This window comes from Christensenella hongkongensis (genome assembly GCF_000981035.1).
Classification (GTDB): Bacteria; Bacillota; Clostridia; order Christensenellales; family Christensenellaceae; genus Christensenella; species Christensenella hongkongensis.
Window position 1 is genome coordinate 178,964 of record NZ_LAYJ01000088.1, and the last position, 24,770, is coordinate 203,733.

Annotated in this window: 22 protein-coding genes; 9 read left to right on the forward strand and 13 right to left on the reverse strand. The window is 49.9% G+C overall.

Annotated features, from left to right (window positions below):
- Positions 1–72 precede the first annotated feature (72 nt).
- Entirely contained in the window at positions 73–636 is a 564-nt protein-coding gene (locus tag CHK_RS07215) for a TetR/AcrR family transcriptional regulator (RefSeq protein WP_046443470.1), read from the reverse strand.
- A gap of 180 nt (positions 637–816) precedes the next feature.
- Here CHK_RS07215 and CHK_RS07220 point away from each other — a divergent pair, with 180 nt between their 5' ends.
- Together CHK_RS07220 and CHK_RS07225 are read left to right on the forward strand one after the other, a co-directional pair.
- Positions 817–1,518 carry an ABC transporter ATP-binding protein gene (locus tag CHK_RS07220; RefSeq protein WP_046443351.1) on the forward strand — a complete coding sequence of 234 codons (702 nt, stop codon included), beginning with the start codon at positions 817–819 and terminating at the stop codon, positions 1,516–1,518.
- Positions 1,519–1,523: 5 nt separating this feature from the next.
- Positions 1,524–4,997 (forward strand): ABC transporter permease, encoded by a 3,474-nt coding sequence (locus CHK_RS07225; RefSeq protein WP_046443352.1) that lies wholly within the window; start codon positions 1,524–1,526, stop codon positions 4,995–4,997.
- 368 nt (positions 4,998–5,365) lie between these two features.
- Here the strand turns inward: CHK_RS07225 and serS are convergent, their stop codons facing one another.
- Together serS and argS are read right to left on the reverse strand one after the other, a co-directional pair.
- Positions 5,366–6,640, reverse strand: a complete 1,275-nt coding sequence (gene serS / locus CHK_RS07230; RefSeq protein WP_046443353.1) for a serine--tRNA ligase — start codon at positions 6,638–6,640, stop codon at positions 5,366–5,368.
- A gap of 48 nt (positions 6,641–6,688) precedes the next feature.
- On the reverse strand, positions 6,689–8,380 hold the full coding sequence (gene argS, locus CHK_RS07235) for an arginine--tRNA ligase (protein ID WP_046443354.1): 1,692 nt from the start codon (positions 8,378–8,380) through the stop codon (positions 6,689–6,691).
- A gap of 246 nt (positions 8,381–8,626) precedes the next feature.
- Between argS and CHK_RS07240 the strand changes: the two genes are divergently transcribed.
- The 4 genes from CHK_RS07240 (at position 8,627) to CHK_RS07255 (ending at position 12,881) form a co-directional block, all read left to right on the forward strand.
- Positions 8,627–9,637, forward strand: coding sequence for an FAD:protein FMN transferase (locus CHK_RS07240; RefSeq protein ID WP_046443355.1), 1,011 nt, complete (start codon positions 8,627–8,629; stop codon positions 9,635–9,637).
- Complete coding sequence (locus CHK_RS07245; RefSeq protein WP_052740441.1) at positions 9,637–10,005, forward strand: NusG domain II-containing protein; 369 nt, start codon at positions 9,637–9,639, stop codon at positions 10,003–10,005. The genes CHK_RS07240 and CHK_RS07245 overlap by 1 nt, the downstream gene beginning before the upstream one ends.
- Positions 9,989–10,510 carry a Gx transporter family protein gene (locus CHK_RS07250; RefSeq protein WP_046443356.1) on the forward strand — a complete coding sequence of 174 codons (522 nt, stop codon included), beginning with the start codon at positions 9,989–9,991 and terminating at the stop codon, positions 10,508–10,510. The genes CHK_RS07245 and CHK_RS07250 overlap by 17 nt, the downstream gene beginning before the upstream one ends.
- Before the next feature lie 85 nt (positions 10,511–10,595).
- On the forward strand, positions 10,596–12,881 hold the full coding sequence (locus CHK_RS07255) for a trypsin-like peptidase domain-containing protein (protein ID WP_046443357.1): 2,286 nt from the start codon (positions 10,596–10,598) through the stop codon (positions 12,879–12,881).
- A gap of 46 nt (positions 12,882–12,927) precedes the next feature.
- On the opposite strand, the gene CHK_RS07260 is transcribed toward CHK_RS07255, so the two are convergent.
- Entirely contained in the window at positions 12,928–13,656 is a 729-nt protein-coding gene (locus CHK_RS07260; RefSeq protein ID WP_046443358.1) for a tyrosine-protein phosphatase, read from the reverse strand.
- Positions 13,657–13,706: 50 nt separating this feature from the next.
- Here CHK_RS07260 and CHK_RS17170 point away from each other — a divergent pair, with 50 nt between their 5' ends.
- Positions 13,707–13,979, forward strand: coding sequence for a DUF1294 domain-containing protein (locus CHK_RS17170; RefSeq protein WP_059109360.1), 273 nt, complete (start codon positions 13,707–13,709; stop codon positions 13,977–13,979).
- A gap of 57 nt (positions 13,980–14,036) precedes the next feature.
- On the opposite strand, the gene CHK_RS07265 is transcribed toward CHK_RS17170, so the two are convergent.
- The 9 genes from CHK_RS07265 to CHK_RS07305 form a co-directional block, all read right to left on the reverse strand.
- A complete protein-coding gene (locus CHK_RS07265; RefSeq protein ID WP_046443359.1) occupies positions 14,037–14,966 on the reverse strand; it encodes a hypothetical protein in 930 nt (309 codons plus the stop codon).
- Positions 14,967–15,127: 161 nt separating this feature from the next.
- Entirely contained in the window at positions 15,128–15,817 is a 690-nt protein-coding gene (locus CHK_RS07270; protein WP_046443360.1) for a zinc metallopeptidase, read from the reverse strand.
- 223 nt (positions 15,818–16,040) lie between these two features.
- On the reverse strand, positions 16,041–16,829 hold the full coding sequence (locus CHK_RS07275; protein WP_046443361.1) for an ABC transporter ATP-binding protein: 789 nt from the start codon (positions 16,827–16,829) through the stop codon (positions 16,041–16,043).
- Entirely contained in the window at positions 16,826–17,845 is a 1,020-nt protein-coding gene (locus CHK_RS07280; protein WP_046443362.1) for a FecCD family ABC transporter permease, read from the reverse strand. The genes CHK_RS07275 and CHK_RS07280 overlap by 4 nt, the downstream gene beginning before the upstream one ends.
- A 3-nt stretch (positions 17,846–17,848) precedes the next feature.
- Complete coding sequence (locus CHK_RS07285) at positions 17,849–19,039, reverse strand: ABC transporter substrate-binding protein (RefSeq protein ID WP_046443363.1); 1,191 nt, start codon at positions 19,037–19,039, stop codon at positions 17,849–17,851.
- 55 nt (positions 19,040–19,094) lie between these two features.
- Entirely contained in the window at positions 19,095–20,249 is a 1,155-nt protein-coding gene (locus CHK_RS07290; protein WP_046443364.1) for a nitrogenase component 1, read from the reverse strand.
- 3 nt (positions 20,250–20,252) lie between these two features.
- Positions 20,253–21,509: a nitrogenase component 1 gene (locus CHK_RS07295; protein WP_046443365.1), complete on the reverse strand. Its 1,257-nt coding sequence runs from the start codon at positions 21,507–21,509 to the stop codon at positions 20,253–20,255.
- Positions 21,502–22,275, reverse strand: a complete 774-nt coding sequence (locus CHK_RS07300) for a nucleotide-binding protein (RefSeq protein ID WP_046443366.1) — start codon at positions 22,273–22,275, stop codon at positions 21,502–21,504. Before CHK_RS07300 ends, CHK_RS07295 begins: the two co-directional genes overlap by 8 nt.
- Positions 22,276–22,644: 369 nt before the next feature.
- Positions 22,645–23,484 carry a histidinol-phosphatase HisJ family protein gene (locus CHK_RS07305; protein ID WP_082103450.1) on the reverse strand — a complete coding sequence of 280 codons (840 nt, stop codon included), beginning with the start codon at positions 23,482–23,484 and terminating at the stop codon, positions 22,645–22,647.
- Between the two features lie 182 nt (positions 23,485–23,666).
- On the opposite strand from CHK_RS07305, the gene CHK_RS07310 reads away from it, so the two are divergent.
- Together CHK_RS07310 and CHK_RS07315 are read left to right on the forward strand one after the other, a co-directional pair.
- Positions 23,667–24,155 carry a QueT transporter family protein gene (locus CHK_RS07310; RefSeq protein WP_046443368.1) on the forward strand — a complete coding sequence of 163 codons (489 nt, stop codon included), beginning with the start codon at positions 23,667–23,669 and terminating at the stop codon, positions 24,153–24,155.
- 23 nt (positions 24,156–24,178) lie between these two features.
- Positions 24,179–24,766, forward strand: a complete 588-nt coding sequence (locus tag CHK_RS07315) for an LOG family protein (protein WP_052740442.1) — start codon at positions 24,179–24,181, stop codon at positions 24,764–24,766.
- The last annotated feature ends 4 nt before the right edge of the window (positions 24,767–24,770 follow it).

Here is a 24,770-nt window from a genome sequence, read left to right on the forward strand (position 1 = left end):
AAGACCTGCCGCCCGGATCAAAGATAAAAGGATTTCAATGCCCGGCATTGAAATCCTTTTTTTGAATTCTTCTCATTTCTGTATTGGATTTACCGGCATGGACAGCGCCATATGGTATATGATCTCCGCGATCTCTTTTGCAGGCACCCGCAGGCCGTTTTTGAGCCAATTCTGTATCAGCCCGACGCTCCCGTTGACAATAAACACAAAATACAGCTCCTGTGCATCCGTATTTTCAGAAGCAAACGGGATGATACCGCAGTAATCATAGATCAGGGTAATCAACTGTTTCTGGAAATCAATATCGCCCTGCTCGCTCATCAATACCTGTATATGCTTATGGTCGTCCGCAAAATACTCTAAAATCTTTTCAATGATATTTTTTATTTCCTGCATACTTTTGATATCCTGCACACCTGAAATCGCTTCCTTCGCCCATGAAAGCGCGTCGTCTTCGATCTGGCGAAGCAGGTCGTATTGGTCGGAATAATGCGAATAAAAGGTGGTACGGTTGATGTCCGCATTTTCGCAAAGCTCTTTGATTGTTATTTTGGAAATCGGTTTTTTGGTCATCAACTCTATCAGGCTGTCTTCCAGCGCCATCCTGGTATACCGTGTTTTCCTGCTTTCTTTCATAAAACATACACCTGCCTGCAAAATAATCTTTTTTTGTCCTGAAACCAACATTTTCATAACAAAGTGTTGTTTACAGCGCGGTTTGAAAACATCTGTCGGTTGTGAAAACAACACAGTGATATTATAATTCTTTTATGGACAAAAATCAACGAATTACTTCATGGAGGATCACGACAATACATGGCATATATCGAATTCAATAACGTTGTAAAAGAGTATGGTTCCGGCGAAACAGTTATCCGGGCGCTGGATCAGGCAAATTTTTCAGTAGATAAAGGTGAATTAGCGGTCATATTGGGGGCGTCGGGCGCCGGCAAGACCACAGCATTGAATATTTTAGGGGGAATGGACACCGCAACGTCAGGCGAAATTTTGGTCGACGAAAAAAACATTGCGAAGTATCCGCACAAAAAGCTGGTAGAATACAGGCGGTCGGATATTGGATTTGTCTTCCAATTTTATAATCTGGTGCCAAATCTGACGGCGCTGGAAAATGTCGAGCTGGCGGCGCAAATCTGCGACGATTGCCTCGATGCGTCAGAGATACTGGATAAAGTAGGCCTTGGCGAACGCAAAAATAATTTCCCTTCACAGCTGTCCGGCGGCGAACAGCAGCGTGTTTCCATTGCGCGCGCGATCGCCAAAAATCCCAAGCTGCTGCTGTGCGACGAGCCGACGGGCGCCCTTGATTACAATACCGGCAAACAGATTCTTCAATTATTACAGGATACCTGCCGGAAAGAAAAAATTACGGTGCTGGTTATCACGCATAATTTGGCAATCGCGCCCATGGCCGATAAGGTGATTCACTTCAAGAACGGCACGGTCACAGACATCACGCGCAATCCCCAGCCCATGCCCATTTCACAGATCGAGTGGTGAGCGGAATGAAGAAGGCTTCCCTGAAAGACATTTGGCGTTCTGTGCGCAACGGAAAAAAACGTTTTTTTGCTATCCTGATCATTACGGCCCTTGGAATGGCCATGCTCACCGGCCTGTATGCCGCCTGTCAGGATATGTACTATTCGGCCGACCGGTTTTTTGAAGAACAAAATTTGTTCGATGTGCAGATTTTATCCACATTGGGCCTCACAGGGGATGATCTGGATGTTTTATCCCAGGTGGAAGGCGTGGAAAATGCGGACGGCGTTTACAGCGAAGAAGTGTTTACGGAAATAAACGGGACGCGTTATACGGCCGATATGACGACGCTAAGCTCCAAGGGGCTGAACCGGCCTTACATATTATCCGGCGCCTTGCCGCAAAATCCTGACGAGATCGCTGTTCCGCAAAGTTATTTGGACGAGAGCGGCAAATCGGTCGGAGATACGCTCAGCATACAGGAAGAAGAGGATGGCGAAGAGACGGATGAAGAGGATACTTCCGATTCCGATTTGGATATAGACGTCGAGCTGGAAGAAGAAACCGCCACCTTTCCTGTTACGACCTATACGATCACCGGCGTTGTTATCGACGCAACAAATATTACAAACGAAGAAAACGAAGGGTTCCGCACATCCTCGGGAAGTGATTTTACCTTCTTTGTCGCTGCTGAAGCGGTAAACAGCGATGTATACACCGCTGTTTATGTGTCCCTTACGGATACCGGGGATATCAATAGCTTTTCAGACGAATACGAGAGCACTGTGGATGCTTTTGTCGGCAATATTGAAGCAAACATCAAGCAGCAAAGGGAACAGGCGAGATACGATGCCGTCGTTGGAGAAGCTACGGAAAAGCTGGAAGACGCGCGGCAAACCATGGACGAAAAATTTGCCGACGCCGACAGGCAGCTTGCCGAAGGCGAACAGGAGCTTTCGGACGGCAGGGCGGAGCTTTCAGACGGTGAAAAAGAGCTGGCTGAACAGGAAAAAAACGCCAAAGAACAGTTCGAGAAAGCACGCAATGAAATACAGGACGGAAAAAATGAACTGGCTGAAAAACGGCAGCAGGCTGAAAGTGAATTTGCCGGCGCGCAGCAGCAGATAGATTCGGCCCAAACCCAGCTCGATGAAAGCCGCGTTCAGATAGAAGCAGGGCTTGCCCAGGTCAAAGGTACCCTCGCAGGCGCATGGCCGGAAACGGAATGGAACGCATTGGTCGACGCCGCGGGAGCACTGGCTGCGGCGGGCAGCAGCGACGAGGATATCGCACGGGGAACGGCAACCCAAAGTAACGCCCTCTACAGCGCTCTTGCGGCGGTTACGGGCAGCCTGTCGGCGGGCCTGCAACAGCAGTTGGGCCAGCTCCAGGCTTATCTGGACGCCCTGAATCAGAACCCTTCCGCCTCCGCTGAAGAAAAAGAAACGGTTGCCACATCTATCAAACAGCTTGAAGAAAAAAAGCAGCAGCTGGACGCCCTTCCGTCCTCCTGCGTACAGCTCGCGCTCGGCATGGGAAAGATCAATGGCGGACAGGCGGCGCTCGATACGGAAAAGGCTGTATTTGAGCAAAAGAAAGCCGAAGCAATCCAGCAAATGGACGACGCAGCCGCCCAGCTTACGGACGGTGAGGAAAAGCTGAACGCGGAGGAAGAAAAGGCCTGGGCGCAGATCGCACAGGCCCGGCAGGATATTGCCGACGGAAAAAATGAACTTACGGAAGGCGAGGAAGAGTTAAACAAAAATAAAGATGAATATCTTGAAAAAAAGGCTGAGGCTGAGCAAAAGCTGGCGGATGGATACGACGAGCTGAGCGATATCGACATGACAAAATGGTATGTCCAGGACCGGACGTCCCTGGAGAGCTATTCCAGCCTGAAAAGCGATATGTCTTCTATTGAAGCGGTAGGCACGGCTTTTCCCATTGTATTTTTACTGGTCGCCATTCTGATCAGCCTTACCACCATGACGCGTATGGTGGAGGAAGAACGCGGTTTGATCGGAACCTACAAGGCATTGGGATTCCGCAACGCGGACATCAGTAAGAAATATCTGGTTTTCGCGTTCGCCGCATGCCTGCTTGGAGGACTTCTGGGGGATATCCTGGGATTTATCTTCATGCCAAAATTGATTTCTTATATATTCGATTCCCTTTATATACTTCCTGAATTCTATTTACAGTTCGACCTCCTTTACGGAATAGGCGGGATCGCTTTGTTCATGGCCGGAATTGTGGGAGCGACTGCAATCGCCTGCCGCAGCGAGCTCCAGCATATGCCGGCGGCATTAATGCGGCCAAAGGCTCCCCGCGCAGGTGCGCGTGTCTTTCTGGAACGCATTCCCATTATCTGGAACAGGATGAAATTTTTAAGCAAGGTTACGGTCAGGAACCTCTTCCGCTATAAGAAACGTTTCTTTATGACGATAATTGGGATCGCAGGCTGCACGGCCCTTGTGTTGTGTGGGTTTGCCATTCGTGACTCGGTCAATTCACTCACGCCCAAGCAATATGACAATATTTACCAATACGACCTCATGGTGGTTGCCGACGATAAAGATTATGGGGAATTGTCGCAGGAGCTATCCGGGCAGGGCGCTCTTGCAAACCATATGGATGTCCGGCTGACGACTGTGGGGCTGATCAATTCCTCGGAGAATTCTGAAAACGTGCAGCTTATGGTGGTGCCCGATGATGCAAGCCTCGATGGATATATCAATATCCTGGATCTCTCCGGCAATAAAATCAGCCTTGGAGAAAAAGATGTTCTCGTAACGCGCAGCGCGGCGAATACTCTGGGGCTCAAAGAGGGCGACACGATTGAACTGGAGGACTCGGATCTTGAGCGCAGGGAGACAGTCCTTACCGGAGTCGTCCAGAATTATCTTGGAAACACCGTCTATATGAAACAGGCGTTGTATGACGAACTATTTGGAGATTATGCACCAAATGCAATGCTTGCGGATTTGAACGATACGGTCACAGACCAGCCGGCTTACGCTGAGTCGCTCCTTCAAAATGGCAAGGTGCTTTCTTCGCTCAGCACAACCGCACAAATCGAAGAATTCAGCTTCGATCTTATCAATGCGGTAGTCCTTTTGCTGATCGTTATGGCCGGAGGACTGGCTTTTGTCGTACTGTTCACTTTGTCAAACACCAATATTTCCGAACGGATCAGGGAGCTTGCGACAATCAAGGTTCTGGGATTTTACGACCGGGAGGTACACCAGTATGTCAATAAAGAGACGCTCATCCTGACCTTGATCGGGATTGTGGTCGGCCTGCCGGTTGGAAGGGTGCTCAGCGGATTTTTAACGTCGGCGCTTAATATGCCCTCCCTTTATTTTGAAGTGAACGTCGAACCGTTCAGCTATATCATTTCAGCGGTCATATCCTTCTGTTTTGCGCTGATTGTCAACCTGATGACAAACCGTACGCTGAATCGCATCGATATGGTCGAAGCGCTCAAAAGCATCGAATAAAAAGCAGTGCGCACTGCATTTCCTTACCTGCTTTTTACGCGTCTTTTACCGTTTTTTGATAGAAGGCCCATGCCCGGGCGTGGTATTCTGGTACCAGAAAGAAAGCCGCGGATCTTTTACAAATGAATACTGGTTCTGATCAGGAAAACAGGCAGGACAGCCTTTATGGGCTTTGCATACAAATAAGCAGGCCGGACCAAAACGCCGGTACTGTTTCATACTCATCTTTGTATCATTCAAAAACCAAAACGGATAAGGGCGCATGAAGCGCCCTTATCCGTTTTTACCTTTACCCGCAGTCATACTGATTAATACAAAAAGCCCACACAGAATAAAATCCGCATGGGCTTTCAATAATACAATACTTTTTATTGGATCCCGCGTATGGACTCCCTGCCGATATACGGGCGCAGGATTTCCGGCACCTTGATGCTGCCGTCCGCCTGCTGGTAATTCTCCATGATCGCGGCGACCGTACGCCCCACCGCAAGCCCACTGCCGTTTAAGGTATGCACATATTTCAGCGAGCCGTCCTTATCGCGGAACCGGATACCCGCGCGGCGCGCCTGGAAATCCTCAAAATTTGAGCACGAGGAGATTTCCACATACCTTCCGTAGCTTGGCATCCAAACCTCGATGTCGTATGTTTTCGCAGACGAAAAGCCAAGGTCTCCCCCGCACAAAAGCACCACGCGGTATGGAATCTGTAAAAGCTGCAAAATGCTCTCCGCATTTTCCACAAGCTTTTCCAGCTCGTCGTAAGAATCCTCCGGGCGTGTGAATTTCACAAGCTCTACTTTATTGAACTGGTGCAGGCGAATAAGCCCCTTGGTGTCCCTGCCCGCGCTGCCGGCTTCTGCGCGGAAGCACGGCGTATACGCACAACGGTAGAGCGGAAGGTCTTCCCCGTTCAGAATCTGCTCGCGGTACATATTGGTCACCGGCACCTCTGCAGTCGGAATCAGGTAAAGGTCCGTATCCTCGATATGGTACATATCCTCCGCAAATTTTGGCAGCTGGCCCGTACCCTCCATGGACTTCTGGTTTGCCACAAACGGCGGGATAACCTCCGTATACCCGTTCTGCTCGGTATGCGTGTTGAGCATAAAGTTCATCACCGAACGCTCCAGCCTCGCGCCCAGCCCTTTATAGAACACAAACCGGCTGCCCGCCACCTTTGCGCCCAGCTCCGGATCAATAATATCAAGGTCATTCCCCAGATCCCAGTGCGCTTTCGGCTCAAAATCAAACTTTGTCGGCTCCCTGAATTTGCGTATCTCTACATTGTCGCAGTCGTCGTTGCCCGCCGGGACGCTCGCATCCGGCCTGTTCGGGATGCCCATCATGGATTTTTCGAGCCGCGCGGTCATAATCTGGAGCTCCGCGTCATAGTCCTTGATCTGCGAGGCAAGCTCCTTCATTTCCATCATGATAGAGGATACGTCCTCCCCTTTTTTCTTCATGGAGGGTATCTCTTTGGATATCTTGTTTCGCTTTGCCTTTAATTCCTCCACCTTTGTCATCATGGCGCGGCGTTCCTCGTCGAGCTTCATAACCGCTTCCAGAGGAATTTCCTTTCCCCGCTTTTTGAGCGCGTCCGCGATCGTTTTGAAATTGTCGCGCAATACTCTTAAATCCAGCATTCTATCTACTCCCTTTGGCAATAATATACATCTTGTCGGTTCTCTTTTTTACATCTTGTCCGGCGCTTTGATACCAAGCAGCGCAAGCCCTGTTTTGAGCGTATCCTTCACAGCCTGTGCAAGCGCGATGCGCGCGTTGGTCTGCGGGATATTTTCATCAATGATCCTGTATTCATAATAATACTTGTTAAACGCCTGTGCAAGCTCCACCAGGTGGCGCGTCACATAAAACGGCTCACACTTCTCACTCGCCAAAACCACAGTCTGCGGGAAAGACGCAAGCAATTTTTCCACTGCCATTGCCTCGTCGTTCGCAAGCACCGAAACGTCCATTCCCTCGCCGTTCTTCTTATGCCGCGCGATGACGCTCGAGCAGCGCGTGTGCGTATACTGCACATACGGCCCTGTTTCCCCGTCAAAATTCAGCACGCGGTCAAAGGAAAACGTAATGTCTTTGATGCGGCTTTGGGACAGCGTAGAGAAAATGACCGCTCCAATACCGATATCGCTTGCGATTTGCTCTTTGTTTTCCAATCCCGGATTCTTTTCCTCTATCACCGATAATGTTTTTTCCACTGACTTTTTGAGGACGTCCTCCAAAAGGACGATCTTCCCCTGCCGCGTAGACATCGTCCCGTCTTCGAGCGACACCATGCCAAACGCCACGTGTTCGCAATCGTCCGCCCATTCATGCCCCATTTTTTTGAGCACCGCAAACAGCTGCTTGAAGTGCAGGTTCTGCTGATACGCAACCACATACAGGGATTTTGAAAAATCGTAGGTCTTTTTACGGTATTCCGCCGCCGCAAGGTCACGCGTCGCGTACAACGTTGTTCCATCCGATTTTAATATAATCGCCGGCGGCAGCTCCTCTTCATCGAGGCGCACTACAAAAGCCCCTTCGCTTTCCACCAGCAGATTTTTCTCCCGCAGCTCGCTGAGCACCGCCGGAATTTTATCGTTGTAGAAGCTCTCGCCCGCGAAGCTGTCAAACTGCACGTCCAAAAGCGAATACACACGTTTTGCCTCCCGGAGCGTAAGCTCTTTGAACCAGCCGAAGATACGCATTGCCTCTTCGTCCCCGTCCTCGATCTTCTTAAACCACGCGCGCCCTTCGTCGTTGAGGCTGTCGTCCTTCTCCGCCTCCTCATGGAAGCGCACATATAATTTGAGCATCGCGGTCACGGAATCGCGGTTGATCTCGTCGTCGTCGCCCCATTTTTTATAGGCTGCAATCAGCTTTCCAAACTGTGTTCCCCAGTCTCCAAGGTGGTTTACGCCCACAACGTTGTAGCCCAGGTATTTGTGGATTTTATAAAGGGCGCTGCCGATTGCCGTACTGGAAAGATGTCCGATATGGAACGGCTTTGCAATATTTACGGAAGAATAATCGATCACGACCGTCTTACCCTCGCCGATCTGCGAGCTGCCCCAGCGCTCGCCTGCCTCCGCAAGCTCTGCGAGCACAGACCGCGCGTATAACTCCTTGTCGTAAAAAAAGTTAAGGTACCCGCCCGTTACCTCGACGCTTGCAACAAAATCGGGTTTTTCAATTTTTTCAGATAATTCCTGCGCGATTGCCGGAGGCGCTTTCCTCAGAACCTTTGCAAGCTGAAAGCATGGCAATGCAGCATCGCCCAATTTGGGATCGGGCGGCGTTTCCAGCATTTGCGATACCTCGTCGGACGTAAGCCCCGCGTGTTTTGCGATTTCCTCCGCCAGTGCGGTTTTCAGATCCATTCTTTTTCCTCCGTGCCGCGTGTTTTTTCTGGTTTACAGTAACACTTAATATATCACAAATCTTCGGTTTTATCAACGCATTTTGTGTGGTATAATCTACCCTAGGGCGGCGGGAGCCGAACCCTGAGCGTAGAAAAGCGGAAATGAAATCTTATGGAGGAACAAAATGAAATTAGGATTCAAGCGGCTGTTATTCCTGGTGCCTTTCATCGTATTTGCAGTTGTGCTTCTGGTGCTCAGTAACAGATGAAACGCTTTATCCCCGTGTTGCTTGTCATTTTATCATCCATCCTCCTGTTTTCATGCGCGGCACAGCTTCAAACAAACGAATCCTTCGCAATGGATACTGTAATCCGGCAAACGGTTTACGCTTCCGACGCTGATGTTATCATCCAAAATAACGACATACTACGTGAGATTGAAAACGAGATGTCCAAAACCATCAATACGAGCGACGTCGGAAAACTCAACGCCTCTCAGGGACAGACCGTCCAGATTTCATCCGATACAGTACAGGTCCTCATGGCGTCCCTTGCAGAGGCGGAAAAGACGGACGGCGCGTTCAATCCCGCACTCGGCGACGTCATAACCGCATGGGGGTTTGGAACGGACAGTGTCCGTGTCCCGGATGACCAGGAACTTACCGCGCTTCTTGCGGCTACGGATTACCGGAAGGTCACTGTCGAACCGGCGGACAATACCGCAAACACCGGCGGCATGCAGATCGACCTTGGCGGCGCAGTAAAGGGCTATGCGCTTGACCGTATTGCCGAAAACCTGCAACAGAACAACATTGAATCTGCCGTTATTTCGCTTGGCGGGAGCATTTATGCGAAAGGAACAAAGCCGGACGGCAGCAGCTACAAGATTGGCATACGCGATCCTTATAGCGGCGAAAACGACTATATGGGCACCATCCTTCTTGAGGGCAAATTTGTATCAACCTCAGGTATTTACGAACGTGGATTTGAAAAAGACGGAGTTTGGTATCACCATATCATCGATCCAAAAACCGGATATCCGGCGGATAATGGAATTGAATCCGTCACTGTGGTTGCAGACAGCGGCATCCTCTCGGATATTTATTCCACTGCCCTTTTTGTTATGGGTGTGGAAACAGGGATTGAATTTGCGCAGCAAAACGGCCTTGACGTACTGTACCTGACCAAAAACAAAGAGATTGTCACAACGGACGGCTTCCGGGAAAAATACGATTTTAAAGTAAAAAACACCAACTACAGGGAACAGGCGGCCTGATGCAAAAAAAACTGATCCAAAAAAGCGATATTATCTTTACCGTCGTTATTGTGGCGGCGGTTCTTTTGATATGGTTTTTTATGCTTCCCACCGGGAAAGGCCATGATGTGGAAATTCGGCGGAACGGCGAGTTGATCGCCACCCTTCCGCTCACAGAAGATACTACATATGAAGTCAGTGGAGAATATAAAAACGTCTTTGAAATCAAAAACGGCGAGGTGCGTATCATTGAAACGGATTGCCCCAACCACCAGTGCGAAAAGGCCGGCAGCATCTCGCATACGGGACAAAGCATCGTGTGCGCGCCAAACGGCGTGAGCGCAACGATCACCGGAGGGGAGGCGGATATCGATGCAGTTACAGGATAACCGGTCCGCTACCTCAAAATTTGTGCTTTCCGCTGTATTGTGCGGAATCGCCCTTGCGTTGTCTTTGATTGACGCTGCGGTTTCTTCACTGCTTCCGCTGCCCGGCTTTAAGCTTGGGCTGGCAAACGTGGTATCCCTGTTTGCCCTCATCTACCTTGGCGGGGGGTATGCGACGCTGATCTGTGTGGTGCGCTGCCTGCTTACCGCGCTCCTTTCCGGCAATATTACAATGCTGTTTTTTTCGCTCGGGGGAGGCCTTGTATCGCTGCTTGTGATGTTCCTGTTTTTAAAACGTTTATCCCTGATTAAGGTAAGCGTACTGGGCGGCATCACGCACAACCTGATGCAGCTCCTTGCCGCGGCGCTTTTGACAGCGACGCCGCAGGTATCCTATTACCTGCCTTTCCTGTTGCTCACCGGCGCTGTATGCGGATTTTTTATTGGCATCCTCACAAGCCTTGTCCTGAATAGAGTCAAATCCCCTTACGGATCAGGCACGAAATAATTTTTATTAATTCTACGAAATTTACCCCGTTTTGCCACCCGGTATCGTATAATAAAGGTAATAAATATTTAGGGTGGGCTTTCGTATGAAAAAAATAATATGTGTGCTTCTCATCGCCGTCGTCCTGCTGACAGGCAGTGCTGCATTGGCGGCAAACGTTCCAAAGCCCGTGCTTGACGCACGGGAGTCTACAGTTTACATCGAGGTGGAAAACGACGAGGGAGTATTCAGCGGCTCCGGCTTTGCGATCGGTACTGCGGACACCATAGAATATGTTGTAACCAATCATCATGTCATTGAAGGAGACAACGGAACATTTACCGTATATTTCGGTGAATATGATTCTGTAAATGCCGCCGTAGAGATCGATCTTCCCGACATAGATGCCTGTGTCTTAAAGCTTGATACGCCCATTTCGGGTATGAGGCCATTGGTATTGTACGCCGGGGAACCGGACAAATTAACCGGGGAGCGCGTTTACGCACTTGGCTTCCCGGGCTCTGCGGACAGCATATTTGACCGTACCGGCAATGTCGGCCAGGATGTAACAATCACCGACGGTATTATCAGCGCGGTAAAAGAATCTTTTGCTTTCGGAACCGGCGAACGTTCTGCAACCGGCCTGCAAATGAACGCGTCCATTTTTGGCGGGAACTCCGGCGGCCCCCTTATCAATGAGAATGGAGTCGTGGCAGGGATCAACACCTTTTCGTCAACGCAGGATTCAAATCTGTACGGTTCCCTTTGTATTTCCGAGCTCCTGCCTTCCCTTGACAAGAAAGGAATCCCTTACAAGGCAAGCTCAAATCCCCTGTATTCCGGAATGCTGTGGATTTATATCATCATTGCAGCTGCGGCGGTTTTGTTCCTGTTATGGTTCTTCAAGCTCCGCAAAATGAGGCATACGAAAAAGCAAAAAACCATTTCCTTCAACGAATACCTTGAAAAAGCCGGCGGTATTTTAGATCATGATTTCGCATCCCGCCTTCTTACGCCCGTTGCCCGGCAAGTGGCAGAGCTGCAAAGGAACGGCAAATGCAGCTTATCCATTTATCCGCAAAATATCAGGGTACGGCCAGAGACCGGTGAAGCTTCTCTGCTTCCCGCGAAAAAACAGACGCTCGCGAACGGCTATTCCGCGCCGGAGCAGTATAAAGAATTTTCACAGCTTGGAACATGGACGGATGTTTACCAACTGGGCGCTTTATTTTATCGTGTGCTCACGGGTGAACGGTTGCCGGAGGTTATGGCGCGTTTGGAGGACGATTCCCACACACAGCAAAAAATTGAAAGCCTTACGCTTTCAGATCCTGAAAAAAAAGCTTTAAAGGACGCCCTTTCCCTCAAGATAGAATCCCGCTTGAAAGATGCGGCTTCTTTCCTCCCGGCATTACGGATCGCGACGGCGACAGAGCCTGCAACATGGACTGCTTCCGGACCTGCGGCGTTCCAGCCCCAGGTTGCGCCGGTTAAAAAAGAACGCAAAAAAATGAGCACAAAAAAACGGAATAAAATTGTCGCCTTCAGCATAATCGGCGGACTTATTGCGGTTGTGGGCGTTGGGGCCTATATCCTTGTGCAAACTTATAATACTGCATACGCTTACGCTGAAAATTTTGAATTTGATCAGGCTAAAAAGGAAATTGAAAAGCTTCCGCCAATCACTGACGACATCCGTAATCTTAGTAGCTATACAGACGCGGCACTGCTTCTGCAAAAAAATCAATTCGACGAGGCTCGCGCTTTGCTACAGAACCTACAGATGTACGGCCCCGCAAATACGCTATTGTCAGAAGTCGATTTGCAGCAAGGGCTTTTTATAATCGCAGGCGGCGATTCTGAAGGCGGCGAAGCTATGATCAAAACCTACACTGACAAAAAAGGCAACTCGGCCGACTTGGACTCAATTAATTACGGGCGGGGATACGCTTATTCCGAGGCCGGGAAGTATTATCAAGCGGAAAGTATTTTTTTCCAGCTTGGAGATTATTCCGACGCACGCACAAAAGCGATGGAAAATTCTCTTTTGATTGCCAAAGGTTACATTGACAAGGACGAGCCCCTGAACGCTTATTACACAGTAAAAAAATATGAAGACTACCCGGATATGCAGGAATCCATACAGGCCATAGAGGAGCTTGTATACCAGTATGGCTGTAAAATGATGCGAAAGAACGAATATAATATGGCAAAATCGTGCTTTTCCGCAATCGAAAGCTACAAAAATTCTGCCGATTATCTTACGCTGCTACCTGCAGTGGAAAGTAATTACATCTTTTCGGATATGACCTATTATGAATCCCTGGCAGATTTGGAAGAAGGGGGATATCTGCTTCGAATGGGATTTTTGGATGTTTCCCCATTCCTGTAAGCAACCAAATATAGCCAACCGTTTTGCAAAACGGTTGGCTTCTTTTTTATACCAGTTTATCCCGCAGGGCCGTCAGTTCCTCTTCCTTAAGCCCGATCTCCCTCAGGTAACCATGCACCGAGCCGTAGGTTTTCGTAAGGTGGTCCATCAGGTCTTTTATGTACTCCGGCCTCGATTCAAAAATATAATCGGGAATCGTGATGCCTGCGAATTTTGCCCACCACCGCTGCCGGTCAAAGACCTTTTTCATATGCTCGCCGCTCACGCTGTAATCCGCGATAATCACCTCGTCCGGAACCTTCACCTCTTTTAATATCATCATCGCAAGGATTCCTGTGCGGTCTTTGCCCGCTGTGCAGTGAAAAAGCGCGCAGCCCTCGCACTCTATCAGCCTGCGAAAAATAGCCGCCAGCGTATCCTTGCTGTTCTCGACAAGCTCCGTATACATATCGCTCATGTTTTTGGGCAAATTCCCTTTGAGCAGCGTGGACTGCACCTTATCAAACAGGGGATAATTTACGTATTCCATTTGCTTCGTATCTATTTTGTCCGCTCCGCGCTTAATTTCCGCTTCACTTCGCAGGTCGATCACCAGCCGTACTCCGTAATCGTAAAGGTAATTGCGCCCTTTTTTCGTGAGCTTTTTCAAATTATCCGCCCGTAAAAAAACCTTATCCTTTGTTGTCTTTCCATCTTCAGTCGGGTACCCGCCCAGCTCGCGCACATTGCGTGTGCCCTTGAGGGGAAGCGGTTCGTTTACCTTGTAGTCGTCCATAGAAAACTCCTTTTCAGCTTGCACAGAAGCGTGTTATAATAACATCCATTATGAGCTATCTGATTCTTTATTTGATCCTGATTAATATCATTGCCTTTACCGTATGTTATCACGATAAGCGTGCCGCAATCAAGCATAAACGCCGCACGCCTGAAAAAACGTTGTTTTTCCTGTCGGCGATCGGAGGCGCTTTTGGCTTTCTGGCTGGCATGCTGCGCTTTCGCCATAAAACAAAGCATACTGCCTTTCGGATCCTGATTCCTGTCTTTTGCGCCATATGGGCCGCCTGTCTTATATTGATGGTTAAGGCCTTATACTTCTAAACAAAAAAACAGCCGCCAAAGCGACTGTTTTTGATTCGGTCCTGTTTTTCGTATCATTTATGCGACAGCTTCTGCGACGGGTTCTTCCGGTTCTTCTTTCAGATCGTCCAGCTTCTGAACCTGCCCTGCTTCCGGCTCGTCCTCCTTGAAGGACCCTCCCCAGATCGTATTGATCGTCTCTTTGCTTCCATCGCCCATGGTGACCTGGGACGTTGTCACCTCTGCCGTGCCGTGAACCATTTCTGCGTCCTGCGTATCATTTTTGTCCACAGTGCATTTCGTTATATCCCCAATTACGTCGCCCTTGTCCATTTTCGAGATGTCCTCATTTGTCCAGAAAATATTAAATTGATCGTTCGTTTCTTTCCAGATTCTCCAACTGAATTCCGAATCCCCGTCGATGCCTTCCACATCCTGCCTCAGCTGGTCGTTTACCGTTGGGGCAAAGTTCGGGCCCGTGGAATCAAGTGTCGTTTTGGCGCCCCGCGTATCGAAATATTGATATACATCAGACTGTGGATCTCTTAACTGGGCCGTCAGCCATTCGATTGCGTTCACGGTAACATTAATCGGATTGGGTTCTACGAAATCGGGGTTCCCCTGGTAATTGTCCACCGGAGTTGCATTCACAAAGGTTTCTCCCACAAAAGTTGCTCCCTGCAGGCCCTGCGCTTCTGCTGACGGCGATATCCGTTGTACCGTCTCTGCTACAACAGCTTCCCTGTCATCCGCACCGGAAACATCCGCGTCTCCTGACGGGAGGTTCTCCGCTTCTTCCGGTTCCCCCGCCGTATCGTTCTGCCCCAACGCGTCGGCGCCGGCAAGCGGAACCTCCGGTTCTGTGATTTGTGTTGTTTCCGGCGTATTGTCAGGCGTACCGGTGGCGGCGAGAACCGACAGCGTAATTATGAATGCACAAATCAAAAGCAGGGACACGACCAGCAACCATTTCTTTTTATTTTCTTTTTTCTGATTAGTGTGTTCCATTTTTTTGATCTCCTGTTTTCTTTTTCTGATTTTATATTATACCTGTCCGGTCTCAATTATGGTCACACTTTTACTATTTTCCATTCTTTTTTTGAAAAAGTGAGATTGAAACAAAAAAAAGGCGGCCTCTATCCGGAAGCCGCCTTCGTAATCCAGTATCTTTAGTTCCTGCGGGAAAGAAGGAATAAACGCAGAAAGGAAAGGAACGACGCAAGCATTGCCGCCACATACGTCATTGCCGCCGCATTGAGCATTTTCCTTGCTTCCTTCTGCTCCTGCACGGTCAGAACTCCTGACGCCGTAATATTTGCCATTGCCCTGTTGGAGGCGTTGAACTCTACCGGCAGCGTCACAAGCTGAAAAATCACAACCGCAAAATACACCCACGCGCCAATCTCAATCAGGGGCCTTAAAGTCGAAAACAATATGCCGATCAAAATCAGGGGAAACGCAAGGTTGCTTGCGATATTTACGATTGGAACAATCGCGTTTCTGACGCGCATCGGCCCATACTTTTTATAGCGCTGCAGCACGTGCCCGCATTCGTGTGCGGCGATCGAAACGGCGGCTACGCTATGCTTTGCATATACGCCCTCAGAAAGGCTTACCGTGTTGGTACGCGGATCAAAGTGATCGGTCATATCTCCCGCAATCGACTGGATTTTCACCCCGTCTATGCCATTCTGGCGCAGCATGGACTGTGCAAACTCCCTGCCCGTCACACCGCTCTGCGCAGGTATTTGCGAATACTTTTTATAGGTGGAGCTGACCTTCGCCTGCGCCCAGATCGTCACAATAAACGCCGGTATCAGCAGCAGCCAGGTCCAGTCAAACCAAAATGGAAAAAACATTGTCTGTACTCCTTTTTACTTGTGCTTCCTTTATATCATTTCTTTATGAACTATATATAAACGTAAATACGCCCGGTCAAAACGTTTCTGTCCCTGACTTGAACGAATCAAGAAGCAACGTTAAGCTTCCCAAACCGGGCCTGCCACGGGAAAATCAACTTTTCCTGAGACAACAACGGCCCGCACCAGATGTGCGGGCCGTTTCATTCCGGATTGGTTTACGTTACAGCAGGGCAAGCGGTACCACAGAGGCAATGCTTGTGCCCTTCACCTTCAAATGGTCGATATAAACCTCGACCTCAAAAGATCGCTGCATATTTTCGCAGTTGATTACATCGCTGCTGCTTCCGAACGTACAGCGGCCCGATTTATCGAGCAGCAGGGCTTCGTCGGAAATTTTAAGCGCGTGATCCGGATAGTGCGTGTTAAAAACGCAGGAAATCCCCTTTTCCTGGGAAAGCTTTTTTATGGTATCCAGTATGATCAACTGGTTTTTAAAATCCAGGTTTGATTCCGGCTCGTCAAGAACCAGCATGGATGGCTTCGTGGTAAGCGCGCGGGCAATCAATATCATCTGCAGCTCTCCGCCACTCATCTGCGAGCAAAGCTTTTCCTTAAGGTGCGTAACGCCTACGAGCGCCATGGCCTCGCGCGCCGTCTCAATGTCTTCGCGTCCGGGCTGCTGCATCATTCCAAGATGCGCGCAGCGCCCAAGGAGCACCATTTCCTCCGCCGTATACATCAGCGCGTTTCCCTTTGCCTGCGGTACATACGCAATTTTTTTCCATATCCTGCGTACGGGCATTTTGCGGATGTTCTCGCCGTCGATTCTGCTTTCTCCTTTTTTCCAGTGCAGAAGTCCCATCATACAGCGCAGGAGCGTTGTTTTCCCCACACCGTTCGGTCCCAGTATGGAAAGTATTTTTCCGTCCGGCACCTGGAAATTCAGGTTGTGCAGGATCTCATGTCCCGGCTGATATCCAAACGAACCGTTTACCACTTCAAAAATCACAGGTTTGCACCTCCCGTTTTTTTGAGCAAAATGATGAAGAATGGCGCGCCGATCACCGCGGTCAGAATGGAGATCGGTATTTCCGCAGCCGTTGCGCTGCGCGCCACCGTATCCATTATCAGCAGGAACACCGCGCCAAGGCTGATACTGGCGGGTATGATGTTCTGGTTGTTGCTGCCAAACAGCATCCGGCAGATATGAGGGATCAATAGCCCTACCCAGCCTACCTGCCCGCACATGGAAACGCAGGACGCTGTAATCATCGTCGCCGCAAGAGCGATTACCACGCGCATGACCTTGATGTTCACACCCATGGTCTTTGCTTCGTCCTCGCTGAGCATCAGTACGTTCAGCTTCCAGCGCAGCGCGAAGATAATCCCAATGCCCACAACAATAAAGGGCGCTCCCAGCATAAGGCTTTTGTAGCTCGTGTTGGCAAGGCTTCCCATCAGCCAGTAGGTAATTGCGGGAAGCTGCGATTCACTGTCCGCCACAAATTTGATAATCGAGATACCCGCTTCGAAGAGCGAAGCGATCACCATGCCTGAAAGGATGACCATGATGGTGCTTGCGCCTTTTTTCTGGCGACTGATCATGTAGGTCATCAAAACGGCAATGAAGCCGATCCCCAGCGCAGTGAGCTGCACGGAGATAAGCCCCATTCCCAAAAGCAGCGCCAGCGCCGCTCCAAAGCTGGAGCCCGCCGCCACGCCAAGCGTATCCGGCGTGGCCAGAGCATTGGAAAAAATGCTCTGGAATGCCGCGCCCGACACCGCCAGTCCTGCCCCGCACAGCACCGCGAGAATAATTCGCGGAAGCCGCACGTTGATCAGCACACTGTATATCTGCGGATCAACGCTATCGGCGCCTTCGGTGATGATTCGAAACAGATTCGATACAATCTCATCCGGCCCCAGAAGCAGACGTCCGATCCCCATACAGATGATAGCCGCAACAATGGGCAGAACCAGCAATATAATATTTCTCAGTACATGATTTTTCCTTAAGGTCAACATCGATTAAAATGCCGCTGCTGACTCCGGCGTCGGATTAAGGATCAGGTCAAGCTGCTCGTCCGTAAGCTCAAGTCCGTAATATTCTTTGTAATAATCCTTGATCTCCTGTTCAATGTCAAGGTCTGCAAACAGCTCTGGATACATCTGCTTCGCCATCCACTGCAGCATCAGCGGGGAATCGGAGGACGGCGGGAACCAGTAATACATTCCCAGCGGTATTTTGTAGACGCGCTTATCCTGCACGGCCTTCACACCGCTCCAGTCATGGCCATCCGCCGCTGTGTTGTTGTAAAGGTCCTCAGGCGTATAGGCAGAGAAGCTGTTGAGGAAGATCACTTCCGGATTCCATTCATAAATCTGTTCCATATTTACTTCGCCCACAAAGGCGCCGACGTCATATCCCAGGTTCACGCCGCCGGTGGAGGTGATCCAGTAATTCGCAAAGCTTGTGCCTCCCGCGGTGATTGCAGATTCGTTATAATTTGAAAGAATCAGCGTATTTGGTTTTTCATCGTCCGAAACGCCCGCAAGGGTATCTGCAACCTGCTTTTGGACATCCTCACCATATTGGATGATGCCATCCGCCCTGTCGGATTCGCCCATCACCTGTTTTAAAAGGTCAATCCAGGCGTTAAAAGTCTCGATGGTATTGTAGTCGTCATAGAGCGTGGTGGAAAACCCAACCGCAGGAATTCCAGCCGCTTTGAGCGCCTCATAATTTTCCGTTACGTCCGCGTTGTAAAATACAACGTCCGGCTCTAATTTCAGCAGTTCTTCCATATTGATGTCGTCGCCGCTCGCCCAGCCGTCCGGCAGCTCTTTGAGTCCGGGATACGCTTCTCCCAGAATGGAATTAACCGCAGCGTTTTTGGAATCCGGGTGAATGCCAACGAGACCGTCAGACGAACCCATAAACATGCAGTAAACTGATGTTAACGGCGTAAGACCGCCGATTGCCACGCGTTCTACCTTTTCCGGGAGAACCACTTCATTTCCGGCGTGATCCGTGATTGTGCGTGTTTGCGCCGCTTCCGACGCTTCGGCAGAAGCGCTTGCTTCTGCGCTTTGTGTTGCCTCTTCGCTTTGCGTCGCTTCCGCAGAAGGCTCCTGCGTTTCGGCAGCCGGTGCACAAGCAGTCATGAGTAGCGCCATGCACAGCACGGCAGACAATAAAATAGCAATACCTTTTTTCATCTTTACCTCTTTTCCTTTCAGACTTGTTATATTTTGAAGGAGATTTTTTCTCCTTTCACACCATAGAAGCCAGCCTCTCTATTTTGTTTCCAATAAATGGAACGCACTCTTCCCAATGAAGCTTACTGGAAACCGCAGGAATGGGAAAATCCACAAAATGAACGTGCTTTGAAGGCTTTAGCAGCATTTTGAACATCGGATCGGCGATAATCGTGTCGTATCCGCCGTTCAGAATTCCGCTGATTTCCTCTTCGCCTACGGCCTGGAGATCGCCTTCGGCCATCAGCTCCCCACACGGAGAAAAAATTCCCGCCACGGCAATGCCGTCCATGCCATAGTCCTGCTCCAGGCACAGGCGCATCGCGCCGGACGCAATCCGCTCGCCCATAATCAGCACACGTTTTTTTCCCTGCTCCCGTTTGCCGGTAAGCACCCTATTTAAGCCGTCGTCCATACTTTGCTGCACAGCACTAAAGAAGGTTTCCGACGCTTTTTCGCCCACCGGCAGCCCTGCCACATAAGGGATGCGGTATGTATCATAAAAATACTTTGCCACCGCAAGGCCGCTTTGCGAGACCACGATATTCACCTGCGCCTCCGCACTTTTTTCAATATCCTCAAGAGAGGTTCCCATTGCGTAGGACGAAAGTACCTCGTAGCCCCTTTTTTTGAACGCGGCTTTGATGTCTTCCGCGTTATCGCTTACATAAAAGTCGAGCGGGGTAAGGCCCAGCAGGTTTACCGCACCCTTTTGTGTTTGCGCTTTCCGTGCAAATTTCTTTGCAAGAGCGCAAAACGCGTTTCCTGCGCCTTCGTCGTAAAGCTTCAGTCCCGTTGTTGGAAATCCAAACGCGGGCGCGCCGTAGCGTTGCTCCACCTCGCCTGCAATCCCTTCAAAGTCGGTACCGATGATCATCGGCACCGGGCTTCCCGTAATGCAGATAAACTTTGGGTGCATTTCCCGCGCAGCCTGCATAATCCTTCCAATCAGCTTTTCATCATCGCCCAGTATCGCGTCGATCTGGCGCAGTCCCGAGCAGTACACCTCGCTTTTCGAGCCGTACCAGCGCGGTTCGTCAAAGCCTGTATAATTACCGGTGCAACCGCATGCGTCATGGATTATTATCATGCCGCCAAGCTCGAAGAGCGCGGAGCATACGCCTGAGTAATCCGGCGCAAACGGGGGCAGCCGTAATGATAACTGTTTCATAATTCACACCACCAATCCGCTGTCTTTGACCAGCTTTTCAAGGTCATAACTGTGGTCGCATTCCCGCTGCATCCTTTCAGCAAGCAGCCTGACGCCCGCAAAGCCGTACTGTTCTCCATCTGCGGCAAGCGGTACCACATGCGGCGAGCCTGTAAAATACGCCGCTTCAAATCCAATGCACAGGTAATCCTCGTTTTTCTGTACGTGGCCGGGCATGGTATAATGCTCAGGCTGCGTAATCCTGACCTCTTTTTTGTATTTCATAAGCCACCTCAGGTCTTCGCGTTCTACCGGAAGACATTCGGACGCATAAATCGTATCCACGCAAATTCCATGCTCCAAAAGCAGCCGCGCCATTCCAAAGGGACGGTAGGTCGCCGCATAATCGATGCAAACAGGTCTTCCGTCAAGCTTTACAGCCGCTTTCAAAAGCGCTTCCTGCGCCTTCTGACGTTCCGTTTCAAGCTGTGGCGGCTCGATTTCAAATTTTCCGCATACTTCGCGGATTCCATTTTCGATCTCGTCAAACGTATAGCTTACGGGAAGGTAGAGGTAATCAATTCCCTTTTTGAGCTTCATCTGCTTTGCCGCGTAGAGCGCAAGCGGCGTAACCACAATGTTGAGCATACTTTTTCCCATTTGCATAAAATCGTCAAAGGTTTCGTAATTACTGATGTGGTTTGAGCGGATCCCGTGCTCTTTGAGCCATAATACCAGCTCGTTATTTTCTTCTACTGCAAGGTTGTTGCCGATAAAGTTGACCGCACGCTCCTTTTGGCCGGACTTTTCGAGCAGCGAATACATGGTGTCCTGAATCGTGACAGCGGGCGGCGCAGGGCCGTCCCCCGTAATTGGATTCATAAAGCACACCATTGATTGGGTTTCCGGATATTTTTCATTCAGCGGCTTCAGGAACACATCGTGGTCCGTCCCAAGAAGATTGTCGATACAGGTTACAAAAATCATAAACACGCGCGGACGCGGATTCATCTGTCCCAGCATCTCGTCTACGTTGCGCAGTATCAGCTGCTCATAGCTTCCGGAAACGATATCCGATTCCTTGATAAACAACCACGAAATGCGGTCGTCTATTTTAAGCTCCATGGACGAAAGCATAATGTGGCGCATACAAGCGGATGGCCCCACAAAAAGCTGGTAGCTCTGCGGCACCTGCATTGCCATGCGCACAATGCTCCAGCCGCCCCTTGCAGGGGAGGAATACTGGAGTGTCGTTTCAAAATCAAAGGTCTGTTCAGGCATTTTTTCTGACCTCCGTATTACACACCGCAAGGACGCAGTCCGCAAGCTCCATATATTCACGCGCCATATCGCTTTCGGGATACGCTTCCACAACGGTTTTGTGCTGCTGCTCCGCACGCTGAACAAAGCTGCTGCGTGGGATTGTTTTTACAATCCCGCTGTGCGCCTCGCGTGCGAATTCCTCAACAAGCTCTGTCTCGCGTTCCACATTGCGCGCATTCAGGATCACGCCCCCAAAGGCGGCGTAGCCCCTGTTTTTGAAGTTTTCGATTGCGAGAGCGATGTTTGCCGCTGCGTATAAAGCCATTTTTTCCCCTGAGGTAACGACGAACACCTGATCCGCATAACCACCACGGATGGGCATCGCAAAGCCGCCGCACACCACATCCCCGAGCACGTCATACAGTACGATATCCGGCTTATAAATTTCATAGGCATGAAGCTCCTCCAGTTTTTCAAACGCCGTTATAATACCGCGCCCCGCGCAGCCAATCCCCGGCGTAGGGCCGCCTGCTTCCACGCACAGTATGCCATGATAGCCTTCTGTTACGATGTCTTCCAATGCTGCGCCGTCTCCCTTTTCCCGCAGCACGTCAAGCACCGTGGCGATTGGCTTGCCGCCGCTGACATTCTGCGTCGAATCCGCCTTTGGATCGCAGCCAATCTGCATCACGCGAAACCCCTTCCGCGCAAGCGCGGCGGAAAGATTGGATGCGGTTGTCGATTTGCCTATCCCACCCTTCCCATATAAGGCAATTTTGATCATTTTACATTGATTCCTTTCCCATTCCGTCTGTTCCCATTTCGGTTAGTACAGGCTAACTTACGTTGCTGTTTTGCTTTCGGTTTTGCAGGAGCAAAGCCCTGCGGTTGTTGTTAACATGGTTTTTGTGCAGCGATCAGTTAGCCTTAACTAACCATTTGAAAAAGAATAAGAGGCCCAAAAGCCCCTTTGCTTTTAGTTAGCTTTCGCTAACCGATATTAACTTTATCATGCTTTTTAGGGTGTGTCAATATGTCCGCAAAAAATTTCATGAAAAAAATCATACGTTTTTACAGGCGTTGCAATACGCCGTAACACTCCCGTCGGATAAACCCGTTTTGGGAAATAACAGCCGAAGCGCAGGCGTTTCCTCTATAATTCTTCCAGCGGAATAAAGGAGGGCTTTCTCTGCTCAAAGGTACAAACATATTTCACCCCGCACTGCTTCATCAGCTGCACCGCGTCACGAAAACGGTGCCCGATCGCATCTGAAAAATGTGCGTCGCTGCCCATCGTCATAACCTCGCCGCCAAGCTCTGCAAAACGTTTTATGATGCTTGGATGGGGCGTGGGATAGTCGTACACAAAGTAATTACTGGTATTGACCTCGATTCCCTTTCCCTTTGAGATTGCGGTGCGCAGGATTTCATCCAGAAGCTCGTGGAAATCCGCGTATGTAAACGGCCCGCCGCCGCCCGTAAGGCCCGCCGCCTTCTCAAGGTATTTATCGATATAGCCAATATGCCCTATTACATCGTAATCATCAAAGTTTTGCAGGTCGTAAAGCATCTCCTCCAGATACTCGCGCTGCGCTTCCCGCAGCGTTTTCCCCTCAAAGCCGTCGCCAAAATACGGATCCTTTTCCTTTATGGTATGCTGGGACGCGATGATAAAATCAAATCCCCGCCCCTTAATGCTCTCCTGCGTGCGCTTGAGTACGGCGGGCCGCAGGGAAACCTCAACGCCCTTACGGACTATGATTTCCGGGACGACCTCCCGCGCTTTTATGATTTCCATGTCATAAAACGAAAAATCCAACTCGCAGTTTGTCTCGTTGTACGGGTAATCCAGCTCATGGTGCTCGGTCATACAGATTTCCGTAAGCCCCTTGTCCCGCGCCGCCATTGCACAGCGCACCGGGCTGTCGTAAGCGTCAAAAGATAAATTGGAATGGATATGGTAATCAAACATTGCTTTCTCCTTATTTTGCATACGGTTGTAACGCTCTCAGTTCCATTATAATCTACCCGCGCCGCTTGTCAAACGCAATGCGGGAATGGCTTTTGCTTGCGATAACCTTATTTTGCGCGGTTCCTTTCAGAAAAAAAATATGATATACTAAAGTGTATTTAATGATAAAATTAATTTTTTGATATAAAGAGGAATAAAGTTTTATGGAAAAAGCGTCAAAAACCCGTTTTTTGTGCGAGACGGGGCTGATCGCGGCGATCTACGCTGCGCTCACATTGCTTCTCGCGCCCTTAAGCTACGGGCCGGTTCAGGTGCGTATTTCGGAAGCGCTTTGCGTACTTCCGTTTTTTACACCGGCGGCAGTCCCCGGGCTTTTCATCGGCTGCCTGCTCGCAAACCTTTATACAGCGGGCCTTGGCCTGATGGATATCATTGTGGGAAGTCTTGCCACGCTGCTTGCGGCATTCATCACGTGGAAAATCAGGAACAAAAACAAATGGCTGCTGCCTCTTCCAAGCGTTATCGTAAACGCTTTCCTGGTAGCCTGGGTTTTGCTGGTGCAGTACGGCACGCCGTACTGGCTGAATGTTTTTACCGTGGGCGCCGGGCAGGCTGTTGCCTGTTATGTGGTAGGCATGCCGCTCTGGTTCCTTTTGAACCGTTATAAAAAAACAATTTTCCGTATTGTTTGACACACAGGATAGGAGTTTAGATTATGAAAAAAATATGCGTGTTCGGTTCTTCATCGTCCGCCATAGACCAAAGTTATTTTGACGCGGCGGCGGAGCTTGGCAGGCTGATTGCCGAAAACGGCTGGGAGCTTGTGTTTGGCGCAGGCGATATGGGCGTTATGGGGCACACCGCGCGGGGCGTACAGGCCGCAGGCGGAAAGATGACGGGCGTAATCCCGGAATTTATGAATATCCCCGGTATTCCCTTTGAAGCGTGCGACGAGATGATCATCAAAGAGACAATGCGCGAGCGCAAGCAGGTGATGGAGGATCTTTCGGACGCCTTTATCGTAGCGGCGGGCGGTTTTGGCACTTTTGAGGAGCTTTGCGAGGTCGTGACGCTCAAACAGCTTTTGCGTCATAACAAGCCAATCATTATTTTGAACACCAACCGGTTTTTTGACGAACTGATCGCAATGTTTGAAAAAGCCGTGGAGCAGCGTTTCGCCAAGAAGGAGAGCCTTACGGTTTATACGGTTGTAGATACGCCGCAGCAGGCCATAGACGCGATCAAAAATTACCGCTATCAGGAAACCGGGAGCAAATGGTTTACGCCTGACAGCCCGAATTGAAACG

Coding starts and splice junctions, on each gene's coding strand:
- CHK_RS07215 (WP_046443470.1), bottom strand. CDS start 636: ATGAAAGAAAGCAGGAAAACACGGTATACCAGGATGGCGCTGGAAGAC.
- CHK_RS07220 (WP_046443351.1), top strand. CDS start 817: ATGGCATATATCGAATTCAATAACGTTGTAAAAGAGTATGGTTCCGGC.
- CHK_RS07225 (WP_046443352.1), top strand. CDS start 1,524: ATGAAGAAGGCTTCCCTGAAAGACATTTGGCGTTCTGTGCGCAACGGA.
- serS (WP_046443353.1), bottom strand. CDS start 6,640: ATGCTGGATTTAAGAGTATTGCGCGACAATTTCAAAACGATCGCGGAC.
- argS (WP_046443354.1), bottom strand. CDS start 8,380: ATGGATCTGAAAACCGCACTGGCGGAGGAAATCGCAAAACACGCGGGG.
- CHK_RS07240 (WP_046443355.1), top strand. CDS start 8,627: ATGAAACGCTTTATCCCCGTGTTGCTTGTCATTTTATCATCCATCCTC.
- CHK_RS07245 (WP_052740441.1), top strand. CDS start 9,637: ATGCAAAAAAAACTGATCCAAAAAAGCGATATTATCTTTACCGTCGTT.
- CHK_RS07250 (WP_046443356.1), top strand. CDS start 9,989: ATGCAGTTACAGGATAACCGGTCCGCTACCTCAAAATTTGTGCTTTCC.
- CHK_RS07255 (WP_046443357.1), top strand. CDS start 10,596: ATGAAAAAAATAATATGTGTGCTTCTCATCGCCGTCGTCCTGCTGACA.
- CHK_RS07260 (WP_046443358.1), bottom strand. CDS start 13,656: ATGGACGACTACAAGGTAAACGAACCGCTTCCCCTCAAGGGCACACGC.
- CHK_RS17170 (WP_059109360.1), top strand. CDS start 13,707: ATGAGCTATCTGATTCTTTATTTGATCCTGATTAATATCATTGCCTTT.
- CHK_RS07265 (WP_046443359.1), bottom strand. CDS start 14,966: ATGGAACACACTAATCAGAAAAAAGAAAATAAAAAGAAATGGTTGCTG.
- CHK_RS07270 (WP_046443360.1), bottom strand. CDS start 15,817: ATGTTTTTTCCATTTTGGTTTGACTGGACCTGGCTGCTGCTGATACCG.
- CHK_RS07280 (WP_046443362.1), bottom strand. CDS start 17,845: ATGTTGACCTTAAGGAAAAATCATGTACTGAGAAATATTATATTGCTG.
- CHK_RS07285 (WP_046443363.1), bottom strand. CDS start 19,039: ATGAAAAAAGGTATTGCTATTTTATTGTCTGCCGTGCTGTGCATGGCG.
- CHK_RS07290 (WP_046443364.1), bottom strand. CDS start 20,249: ATGAAACAGTTATCATTACGGCTGCCCCCGTTTGCGCCGGATTACTCA.
- CHK_RS07295 (WP_046443365.1), bottom strand. CDS start 21,509: ATGCCTGAACAGACCTTTGATTTTGAAACGACACTCCAGTATTCCTCC.
- CHK_RS07300 (WP_046443366.1), bottom strand. CDS start 22,275: ATGATCAAAATTGCCTTATATGGGAAGGGTGGGATAGGCAAATCGACA.
- CHK_RS07305 (WP_082103450.1), bottom strand. CDS start 23,484: ATGCAAAATAAGGAGAAAGCAATGTTTGATTACCATATCCATTCCAAT.
- CHK_RS07310 (WP_046443368.1), top strand. CDS start 23,667: ATGGAAAAAGCGTCAAAAACCCGTTTTTTGTGCGAGACGGGGCTGATC.
- CHK_RS07315 (WP_052740442.1), top strand. CDS start 24,179: ATGAAAAAAATATGCGTGTTCGGTTCTTCATCGTCCGCCATAGACCAA.